General features: G+C 59.8%; 10 protein-coding genes and 1 pseudogene. 2 read left to right on the plus strand and 9 right to left on the minus strand.

Features of this window, described 5'->3' with window-relative positions; genetic code table 11:
* Both EN893_RS07325 and EN893_RS07330 read right to left on the minus strand, forming a co-directional pair.
* On the minus strand, positions 1 to 562 hold a 562-nt coding region (locus EN893_RS07325), incomplete at its 3' end, for an ArdC-like ssDNA-binding domain-containing protein (RefSeq protein ID WP_128361460.1).
* A gap of 1,415 nt (positions 563 to 1,977) precedes the next feature.
* A pseudogene (locus EN893_RS07330) lies at positions 1,978 to 2,964 on the minus strand (cation:dicarboxylase symporter family transporter); the annotation flags it as partial.
* Positions 2,965 to 3,672: 708 nt separating this feature from the next.
* On the opposite strand from EN893_RS07330, the gene EN893_RS07335 reads away from it, so the two are divergent.
* Positions 3,673 to 4,062, plus strand: coding sequence for a hypothetical protein (locus EN893_RS07335; RefSeq protein WP_024505560.1), 390 nt, complete (start codon positions 3,673 to 3,675; stop codon positions 4,060 to 4,062).
* Positions 4,063 to 4,251: 189 nt separating this feature from the next.
* On the opposite strand, the gene EN893_RS38595 is transcribed toward EN893_RS07335, so the two are convergent.
* The 3 genes from EN893_RS38595 to EN893_RS07345 form a co-directional block, all read right to left on the minus strand.
* On the minus strand, positions 4,252 to 4,413 hold the full coding sequence (locus EN893_RS38595; protein ID WP_245456760.1) for a hypothetical protein: 162 nt from the start codon (positions 4,411 to 4,413) through the stop codon (positions 4,252 to 4,254).
* 257 nt (positions 4,414 to 4,670) lie between these two features.
* Positions 4,671 to 4,805 (minus strand): hypothetical protein, encoded by a 135-nt coding sequence (locus tag EN893_RS39860; RefSeq protein ID WP_256754986.1) that lies wholly within the window; start codon positions 4,803 to 4,805, stop codon positions 4,671 to 4,673.
* On the minus strand, positions 4,798 to 5,262 hold the full coding sequence (locus EN893_RS07345) for a hypothetical protein (RefSeq protein ID WP_236383474.1): 465 nt from the start codon (positions 5,260 to 5,262) through the stop codon (positions 4,798 to 4,800). Before EN893_RS07345 ends, EN893_RS39860 begins: the two co-directional genes overlap by 8 nt.
* Before the next feature lie 599 nt (positions 5,263 to 5,861).
* Here EN893_RS07345 and EN893_RS39050 point away from each other — a divergent pair.
* Entirely contained in the window at positions 5,862 to 6,110 is a 249-nt protein-coding gene (locus EN893_RS39050; RefSeq protein ID WP_063169245.1) for a DUF6074 family protein, read from the plus strand.
* A gap of 365 nt (positions 6,111 to 6,475) precedes the next feature.
* Here EN893_RS39050 and EN893_RS07355 read toward each other — a convergent pair whose 3' ends face one another.
* From EN893_RS07355 to panB, 4 genes are all read right to left on the minus strand, one after another.
* Positions 6,476 to 7,108 carry an acyl-homoserine-lactone synthase gene (locus EN893_RS07355; protein ID WP_126057769.1) on the minus strand — a complete coding sequence of 211 codons (633 nt, stop codon included), beginning with the start codon at positions 7,106 to 7,108 and terminating at the stop codon, positions 6,476 to 6,478.
* A gap of 92 nt (positions 7,109 to 7,200) precedes the next feature.
* A complete protein-coding gene (locus EN893_RS07360; RefSeq protein ID WP_126057768.1) occupies positions 7,201 to 7,920 on the minus strand; it encodes a LuxR family transcriptional regulator in 720 nt (239 codons plus the stop codon).
* Positions 7,921 to 8,018: 98 nt separating this feature from the next.
* A complete protein-coding gene (gene panC, locus EN893_RS07365) occupies positions 8,019 to 8,927 on the minus strand; it encodes a pantoate--beta-alanine ligase (RefSeq protein WP_024505565.1) in 909 nt (302 codons plus the stop codon).
* The gene (panB, locus tag EN893_RS07370; protein ID WP_127267032.1) at positions 8,924 to 9,760 is read right to left on the minus strand and encodes a 3-methyl-2-oxobutanoate hydroxymethyltransferase; all 837 of its coding nucleotides are present in this window, start codon (positions 9,758 to 9,760) and stop codon (positions 8,924 to 8,926) included. The genes panC and panB overlap by 4 nt, the downstream gene beginning before the upstream one ends.
* Between the last annotated feature and the right edge of the window lie 191 nt (positions 9,761 to 9,951).

Raw genomic sequence — 9,951 nt, forward strand, 5'->3', positions numbered from 1 at the left:
CGCCGATGCGAAAATCAGCGCCGGTTGCATGAATGAGCGCCTCGGCGTGCGGGACCATCTCGCGCTCAGGCAGAGGCTCGCCGGCGTCGTAAAGATGTTCGGGCAGATTATCGCACTGCGCGACATTGAAGACGGTGAAGCGCTTCAGGAAGGGCACCGCCTGCGGTTCGTCGCCATCGGTGTCGGCGCGTTGCTTTTCGTTCTTGGGAACAAAGCGGTCAGCGTGAACGATGGTGGTGCCGTGCTCGCCCTTTCTGACATTGCCGCCAAGCGAAAGCGCCTGCCGGAAGGTGAGCCAGTTCTGGCTGGGGAAACCGCGCTCGATGACCGCGCCCCACAGGATCAGGATATTGATGCCGGAATATCGGCGCTGGGTGGCCGCATTCCGCGGCAGGCCGAGGCCTGTCCTTGCCCTGCCCCACGGCTTGACCCATGGCACGGTGCCGCGCTCCAGTTCGGCAATGATGCGGTCGGTGATTTCCTGATAAAGGCTGGCGCCGGTGCGCCCGCCACTGTCTGCGCCAGCCTGTCGGCTGCCGCAACGTTTGTTGTTTGCACGCATCGTGATGTCCTCCGCTCTACAATCGCGCGCCCTCCCCGGAAGCGGGGTGGGCGGCAAAAGCGACCGGAAAGGCCCGCCGTCGGAGGCGGACTGCATCAGCAGGACCGGAACGGAGTGGAGGACCCGAAAGCGACAAGCGAAGGGTTGCGGGACGCCGCGGCGGGCCTAGAAGGGAGTGCTGCCCACCCTGCGCCAGGGGGAAGGCCACAATAGAAAGACGCCGGCCGACAGGCCGGCGACCGTCAGCAGCCGAAGGCTGCCCCGCGCCAGGGGGCGATGCCGCAGGGCCAAGACCGCCTGAGCTTGCCGAAGAAAAGCGGGCTCGGTTCACGAGCACCCGGCCAGCGACTTCAGGCGCGGGCGCTCAGGATTGTTGTTGGCGCCCACGGCAGCTGGATGACCGCAACAAGATTACGAGGAGCGACAGCAAAGCCAGCTGCCACAAACGGCACGCTCCGGCAACAACAGCGTGGCCGGTCTACAGATGCTGCCCCGCACGAGAGCCAGCACGCTTTGAGCGCGCATCGGCGATGCAAGCGTTGCAAGCTGGCCATGTCCACAAGGTCGGCGACCACTATATCGCCGACCACCAACGCGGGCGTACCGTCTAAGTGCAGACCTTTCGCGAGTGCGCGGACGCGCGCATTTCATCTGCGATGGCCGGATCTTGCATTCCCGCTTGAGCTGCTCAACGTCAAGGCCTACACGCGCTGCGATCTTGAGAGTGACCCTTCAACTGGGGGAAATCATAAGGGCGCGGTGGAATTCGTCGAACTTTCCCTGTTTTCTCGAGGCGAGTGCGGCAAAGGCTGGGAATTGGGAATCCGGTCCCAGGACCGGGAACTGTTTGATCACAAGCTTCAGATTGGGTTCATGCTTGAGGCTTTTTGGTAGTTGATATCAGCCAGTCTGCAATGCGGACAGTTGTGGTAGTCATTGAATATGACCAGAACGGCATCGCCTTGCGGGTTGCCGGCGATTGGCGAAGAAGATCGTTGTCGAATGCGCCGCTCCACTTTTGCCTGCGGTCGACCACGCCTGCCGGTGCAGGTTCGCGCTATATTGGCTCGCCAGCAAGGCGAGGAGTAAAAGAAGAGCTGCGACAGTGATGGCAGTCGGCTTAGACATGAGTCTCCAATCCATGGACGGCGTGGCAGCAACGGCCCGCCTTTTTGGTGTAAAATGGGTCGGTTTTGATCGTGCCCCGCAGTTGCTACAGGCGCACAGGTGCCGGTGCGATCTGGCGGTTTCTCAAATACGGCTTTGCGCCATCGGGTCCACCCCAATAGTTGAGCGTCGTTCGCACGGGGAATTGTGTTCACCACGCCGGGCGACTTGACCGTCCACCGCCAGAGCGCTGAACGGTCCGCTAGTGAGGCGCTCCCCGAATCGTCGTTTATCCCGCTCGCCCCGGACCGGGTGACAGCCAGCGTTGCCGCTACGCTGCGGAGAAAAACCGTCAGCGCGTGGCATTCGGACATAAGCTGATCAACGCCAAGAATAAGCCCCACGGAGGTGACCGGTGCGGCCGGAACAAGAAAGAGCGTTGCAGCCATTGTGACGAGGCCTGCACCGGTAATGCGGGTTGTTCCGTTCGAAGGGAACAATGCGACAAACAGCATGAGGATCCGGCAGCCGATCGGGAGATCAGTTTTCGTCGCTTGGGCGATGAAAAGGGCGGCGAGCATCATATTCGTGCCGTCCAGATTGAATGGAATGAGACCCACGACCGAATGCGTGGCGCCGGCCTTTTCCATCTTCTCCATGAGCGAGGCCAGCGCGGCCTCTGAGGAGGACATTGCGAGCAGCAGCTCGTCCTTGATGTATCGGACGAGAGAGAAGAGCGAGCGGCCGTTGTAGCGGCAGACCGCGCCGAACAGGACCGAGAGGAACAGGACCGAGAGGAACAAGACTTGCAGGATGTCGCCTTCCGCGAAGGCACTGGCAATCGTTGACGGGATGATGTTCATCAGGAAGCTGGTCACGGACTGCTCGTGAGCCGTGGCCACATAGCCCTTAACGGCTTCGACATCGAGCGAGGCCGGATCGATGTTGAGGCCGGCGCCAGGCTGAACGATATTCGTGACAATCAGCCCGACAACAAAAGCGAGCGTCGAGAAGGTGAGAAAATAGACCATCGCCTTGGCGGCAACTCGGCCGACCTTCTGCAGATCGCTCATGCCGGCAATGCCGGTCGCTATTGTCAGGAAGATGACAGGTACGGTGATTATCTTGACGACCTCGACGAAGGCATCGCCGAGCGGCTTCAGGCTGTGGCCGGTCTCCAAATGGAAATAGCCGATTGCGGCACCCAGGATTATGGCGGCAAGTACCTGCACGTAGGTCCGGGCAAAATGGCGCTTGCGGGGCGCTGCGATCGCGCGGGGAACTCTTGGAACCAACACCGTCTCTCTCCTTGACCGGATCGGGGTGGGGCTCCTCCCTCTCCCATGCAGTGCTCCGGTCGAACGCTGCGCCCACTTCGGCGCAAACGATGTGCCAAATAGCAAAGAGGGGAAAACGCGCAGGACCTCACGCAATGCTTGCGATTCGCTCTCCCACACTCGTGCAGTGGTTGCCTGTCGCAACTATGGAAGGCTAAATTCTTGGGAATTCCAAAGGTCGCTCTTTGCGTCGGCGCAGCTTGGCTGCCTGGAAGGTTCCCTCTTTGCCTTGCGGTCTGCGAGCAGGGTCCAGATGGTCATCATTTGGCTGCGCGCCGCACGGGGCTCGAAAGATTCAATCGAGGACGGGTCCTCTTGGAAAACGGGGGCAGCGTTGGTCAAGCCCTTCCACCCTGCTGTCCCAATGGTGTTCAGAAGCTCAGTTCACGATCAAGCGATGGATCAGCGTCATCTGGCGTTTGCGCCATCGCGGCGGCGTTGCAACGGGTCTGCCAAAGATGAGAAGGCCGCGAGGCAGGGTCCGAGACCTAGACTCCAACCTCATAGCGCGCTCGGCTCGCGTTCGGAAGGTTCGAACCGCAGCACGATCAGGTGGCGACACCGTTGGTCGGAACCGGAACCCGACGAATGATCGTTCGTGACCGACATCTGTGAACAAGCAGTATGTGTCATTGCAATCACCACCCGTTGCGCGGAAATGCCCATATGGCCGTGAATGAACTGGATTTGGTGATTTTCCAGATGGCGGTGGAAAGCGTCCGCTTGCTCTCTTCAAGCTTTGATGAGAAGGCGGCTGAGATAGCCACGAGGAGCCGTGGTAGCCTTCTTTTTGACGTGCGGGTGGACGGTGACCTGGAGGTCCAGCGAGTCGCAGCCATTGGATATCCAGGCGACAAGATCGGTGTGGTGGCATTGGACCGAGAGGGCCTTGTTAGCTGTTGTTGCCTTGTCAATGGCACCTTCTCACCTTTCATTGCACCGTTGGAGAACTGGACCAGCATGCCCCTTTCGATGCAGGCCCAGATCGATGTCACAGGCTATGCGAGGCTCCTTCTGGCCGCCTTGCGAAATGCTGGACATATGCTGGACAGGTAGCATCGCGATGATGTCTGTGATGAGATGGTGCAAACGGCTGGATGAGGCGATCGCTTGCTGGCAGCTTTGGCAACAAAGCGATCGGTGAGTTCGCAATGCTGGAACACGTCCTATAGACTCTGCAGTTAAGTTAGCGGACTACGATCTGACGAATGCCCTCTGACAGTCTGCATGGCGCGGCATGCCCTCTTAGGAATGCAGCCGTGGTTCTACACGATCGGCTGTTTTTGTGTCGAAGGCGACGGGCACGCCATGAACGAAGGAAGCGGCCGCCAACAGTTCCTCCAACTCGCGGTCGGTGGCCTTGCATGCCGGCATTAGTGTTCGGATGGCGCGGATCGCCTGCGCCATGGAGAGAAGCGGACCCTTCCCCTGGAAAGGACATAGGCTTCTGCGGCTTTTTCGACGGTGACAGTGTGAAACGAATTGGTCATGACGAATTCCTCCCTGAACCCTGACCAACCCGACTTATGGCACGAATTCGACCGCCTTCAAGCCTATGTCCGATTGCGGACAATCGCTGCGATTCGTTCAAAACCGCTGATGCTTTTGGGCGACCTGGTGAGGGGCAAGGAGACGTCGGCTGAACCCGTTTCAACCGACATGCTTCAGGCAGCGGCCAGGCCGAAATAACGCTGCTCCTCCTTGTCATAAGCGCCATGTGTGAGCTTTATCAATCCGGCACGGTCGATGATCGTGATCTCGCCGCGCTTGGCGTGCACCAGTCCTCGATACTCAAGCATTTGCAGGGCCGTGGTGACCCCGGGCGGTGGGCGCGAGCATGGTCGCCAGAAATTCATGCGTCGGGAGGATCTTATCTCCTTCCGCACGGTCGTGGACCATCAAGCTGCCAGCGGGCCAGCCGTTCTTCGATCTTGGAGTGGCCATTGACCAGTGCCGTCCGGCATGATTGGACGAGGAACGCGTGGGCATAATCCAGCACTGAGGTGCGAAGCGACGGGCTAATCGCAGGGCGAAGGTTTTCAACCGGCAGGCGCCAGGTAGTGCTTTCAGAATGACGGCAATTCCTTTCATCCCGTCATCGCCGACAATGCCGACTTCACCTTGCCGCCCGCCGGTCATGGTGGCGACCACCGACGCGATGCCCCTCTCGGGAAAATATACGTTCTTGATCGGCTGATGCGCGACCTCCAACTGGTCCTTGATGCCCGGTTCGACGTGATGCAGCGATGGTCGCAAAAGCGCGAAGTCCTGCGGGGTGAGGGCTTCAGCACCTGGTCGCGAAAGAGGGATCGGGCAAGGCTCTCTTCCAACGGGGCAAGAGCGCGTACGTCTTACTGTCGGCTGCACCGAAGTAAATGCCGGCCGATGCCAAAGCATAGGCCTCGAAACGCGCGATTGCAAAGCCCTGTCGGGGCAGTGCAGTCATGCTAGAAGTCGCGCCGCCTACGATAGGCAGCGGATGACATGATTCCCTTCTGCGGCGGCCACCAAGAACGGCTCGGGCACGCTTTAATCGTTCATACACAAGCTCGCAGGAATGTAAGCAGCGGAACAATCGGGTGATTCGTACCGCCCTGCCCTTTCAGAGATCAAGTCATTGGACGTCAATTCGGCTGGAACGCCTCGTCGAACGGCCCAGGAAAATGCAGCCGGATGAGCAATGGTGGTTCACCTTATGTGCGGTCCCGGATATGCGGTCCGGCGGCTCATCTCCCAATGGCTTGTCGATGGGGAAGTGGAACTCGTCATGTCGCCGCGAACCGTCACCGCGCTAGCGGGGCTCTTTTGAAGACGCCGGTGTTTTTCTTTGTGGAACTGAATCTGTGAGGTGATTGATGCATGAATCAAACATTTGCGTATTTCCGCTGCATCGGCGACGTATATTGGTCGAAAGTATCGCCCAGGCCCTCGAGACCAAGAACGGCGAGGCGGCGAGTGCGTTCTGGCGCTGTGCTGCCAAGAAAATGCTCATTCAATTGTCCGATGTAGGAATTGCGCCAGAGCTCGCTGCGCAGGAGGTTGGAAGCCTTCTTCATGCGGTCTTGGACGACATGGCCAACCGAACGGTAATGCACAAAGCATAGGCTCGGGCGCTGTTGGACCGCGGTCAGCTCGGGTCCTTATCAGGGGACTGCTCCGACTGGCCGACGGTCCGGCCAAACCGGCATACCGGCAAAGCTTTGAGGTTGCGATCGCTCACGGCGGCCGGTCCAATATTCTAAGACGACTTCAGAAGCCACGTTGGCTTCTTTGGACGAAGCCGAGGGGCGCCATTTTGGCGTGCTCACGCTGGACTGCGGGTTGCGCCTACGGAAATCCAAAGTCCGGCCGCGCGAGCCAATCGACCGGAACAGTCGAAAGCTCGTGGGGGCGGGTCCGCTCACCCTCACGGCGGCGGTGGCGGCCGTGAGCAGACTTAACTCAAGTCACGGCTGAGCATCCGCAGGCGCTATGCCGATTGGATGAGAACTGGTTGCCACAACACCGGCCCGTTGAGGCGTCCCCTCCAGCGGATGCGCAAGAGACTGGCGTAGGAAATATCGAGGAAGCCGGCGACTGCCTCGGTGTTGCCGACCTGCTTGGGCTGTCCGATACGTGACAACGGCCAGGTCGCGAGACGAAGGATCCTTTCGATGCGCGTATCTGTCACCGTTACGATCCCGGAGAGATTGTTGGCCAAGCCGAATTCGATGATCCCCGCGAAGAGCTCGTAGGTTGCTTGGGCCAGGCCGCCAGCTGCCTTCGGCGCTGTCGCAGGGAGATCGAGCGCGAAACGACTACTCTCCCAGATATCGGCACTCGCAGGGACCACCATCTCATCCAGCAGCGTCGGAAACGTATCGCGCAACATTGTCGGTCCGGTGGTCGGCAAAAGGCGGACGCAGCCGCAAGTTCGCCAATCGGACCCCTTAAGAAGCAGGTAGACGGGGTTCAGGCTGTCAAACGGGTCCGTTTCCATTTCGCCTTCGGTCTGCACTTCCCAATCGAGCCGCTTCTTGAAAACCCGATACCTAAGTCCGTGCATTTCCTTGAGTTCGCTCGCAAACTCGGCGTAGCAGTCGGGTGTTATCAGCTGCATCATTGTCGTCTCCGTGCGGGATGTGTCCACGCAATCGAAGGGCAAAGCCGTCATGAATGCAGCCTGTAGACCTTTACAGCTAGACTTGGAGAGGATCAGGATCTCGCCCGAGCAGCCATCCGCACTACGGCCTGGTTGATGGTTCGCACGCCAAGCTTCGCCTTGGCGTTTTCCTGATGGAAGGTCACGGTGCGTTTCGAGACACCGAGAATCTGGCTGATATCCCAGGCCGACTTGCCGCACGCCGCCCATTTCAGGCACTCGAACTCCCGCCGGGTGAGCGTTATGCCATCTACCACGCAATCTTCGGCGAGCCTGCGCCGGGCATGGATATGAACGTTGATCGCAACCAGTTGCATTGCTTTTTCGTAGCGCGTCAGCGACCTCAGAAATGGCGGATGCGCCTCGTTGGAGGCGAAGGTCAGTGCGGCGAACCGGCCGCGATGATCATGCATCGACATGGTCAGTCCGCCGCGAATGCCGAACTCAGCTGCTTTTTCCAGGACTTCCTGCTGAGAGGTCGGCAAATAACGGTGATCGCGGTCCACACCCCAGTCGAAGGTATCCCAGCCCCGCAGTCCCCGCAGGATCACGGGATCCACGCTGTGGTAGCGCTGTTGCAGGTAATGTGATGTCCATGATGATGGATAATTCGAGATCAATCGCGGCCTGTCGCCGGAAGCGGATGGGTAGGTGAAATAAGCGAAGAGCGGAAAGTCGAACCCGGCTGCGGCGGACGCCATTGCCTCATGGAGATCGACGGCATCGACGCTTGCAGAGAGTTGCTCGACCAAGGTTTCAAATACGCGATGCATCTGCGCTTAGCGTACCTCGCGGAGGTTGCTGGAAGCCGACGGAGACGTGGTTCTAAATGATGGCCTGTCCCTGCAGGGCATACGACGCGCCGCCGTCATCACCGCAATTGCTGTGCTGCTTCCGATTGGAGAGAGCTCCGCCCACCTGACCAACTACCGATGGGTGATATTGCGACGTTATCGATGAGCCGCGTGTCGCCAAGCCAAGCCGCAGCAAGCAAGCGTGCCGGTCGGTCAAGGCTTGCTAACGATTGCAGGTCTGTTTCTCCGCGAAGCTCCAGGTATTCGAGCTCGCGATAGCCGGCAGCCAGAATTGCTGCACGCGCTTCATCAAGCGTAGGCAGGATGGGGGAGCCGCGTGCAAGCCGCTCGGCCGTATCGAGCAGGACCGATGCTAGTTTTGGGGCAATGGCGCGTTGGGCTGGGGAGAGCCGCACGTTACGCGACGATAGCGCAAGACCATCGGCTTCGCGGACTGTCGGACAGGGCACAATAGTGATCGGAATGTCGAGATCCCGGACCAAGCGCCTGACAAGCTGAAGTTGCTGAAAATCCTTTTCGCCAAAAAAGGCGAAGTCAGCGCCGGCCTGCAGGAAGAGCTTGGCCACGACCGTCGCCACGCCATTGAAATGGCCGGGCCGGAATGCGCCGCAAAGGCATTCGCTGATGCCGGACACTGAAACGGCCGTGGCGAAGCCCACCTGGTACATTTCCTCTGTGTCCGGCACATAGAGCAGATGCGTGCCCAGCAGAGCGAGCTTGGCAGCATCGTCGCTTTCCGTCCGAGGGTAGGCAATCAGGTCGGCGGGGCTGTTGAACTGCTTGGGGTTTACGAACAGCGTCACGATCACCCGCTCGGCCCTTTCGAGCGCCTTCCGCACGAGGCTCAGATGCCCGTCGTGCAAGGCTCCCATGGTCGGCACAATACCGATCGTGGCACCCGAGCGACGCCATTGCGCAACGACGCCGCGCAGCTCGCTCACGGTTCGAGCGATCGGCACGCTCATGTGAAGTCACCGGCCTTAAAGGCGTTGACATAGAGATGTTCGACCGCCGGAAAGTGCCGGTTCCGCACATCGGTGGCGTAAGCGGCGATTGCCGCCTCAGCCTGCTCACCGAGCTCGGCATAGCGTTTGACGAACTTCGGCCGAAATGAGGTGAAGAGCCCGAGCATATCGTGGCTCACCAGAATCTGGCCGTCGCAAGCTGGCGAGGCACCGATGCCGACTGTGGGTATGTCGATATCGGCGGTTATCTGCCGTGCAAGCTGCTCCGGTATCTTTTCCAGCACCAAGGAGAAGGCGCCCGCTTCGGTTACCGCCCTGGCGTCGCGCCTGATCCGCTCTGCATCGGCTCCCCGGCCCTGCACACGATAGCCTCCAAACGTGTTTACCGCCTGCGGCGTCAGGCCCACATGGGCCATGACAGGTACGCCGCGCGCGGTAAGGAAGCGGATGGTTTCCGAGATGGTCTCGCCGCCCTCGATCTTTACCGCTGAACAACCGGTCTCACCCATCACGCGCGCAGCGTTGCCGAAAGCGTGCTCTGGGCTTTCCTCATAGGAACCGAAGGGCAGGTCGACGACCATCAGCGCGTGTTCAAGGCCGCGGCGAACGGCCTGTCCGTGCATGATCATCATGTCGAGCGTGACCCCCAGCGTCGACGACAGGCCGTGCAGCACCATGCCGACGCTGTCGCCGACAAGAACGATGTCGCAGTGGCGATCGAGCAGCCTCGCGACCGGCGTGGTGTAGGCCGTCAAGCATACAAGTGGCGTCTGGCCTTTTCGCGATCGAATATCTGGAGGAGTCATCCCTTTTATCTGACCAGCCGCGCTCAACCGAGGCCCCTTCCCTTACGTTACCAACAGCGGGTGTCGCGTTTGGCATATTTTTGTGCGACTGCGAAGAGCTAAAAACAGCGCTTGAGTACTCCGGTGTTGACGTGCTGGCTGCCAAGGTTACATTCAATCGATTAAGGCGCTCCGTTGGGCCAACCCGCTTTCGCAAACATGGATCCTCAGACAAGAAG

Origin of the sequence: Mesorhizobium sp. M7A.F.Ca.CA.004.04.2.1 (genome assembly GCF_004022825.1) — a bacterium.
Lineage (GTDB): Bacteria > Pseudomonadota > Alphaproteobacteria > Rhizobiales > Rhizobiaceae > Mesorhizobium.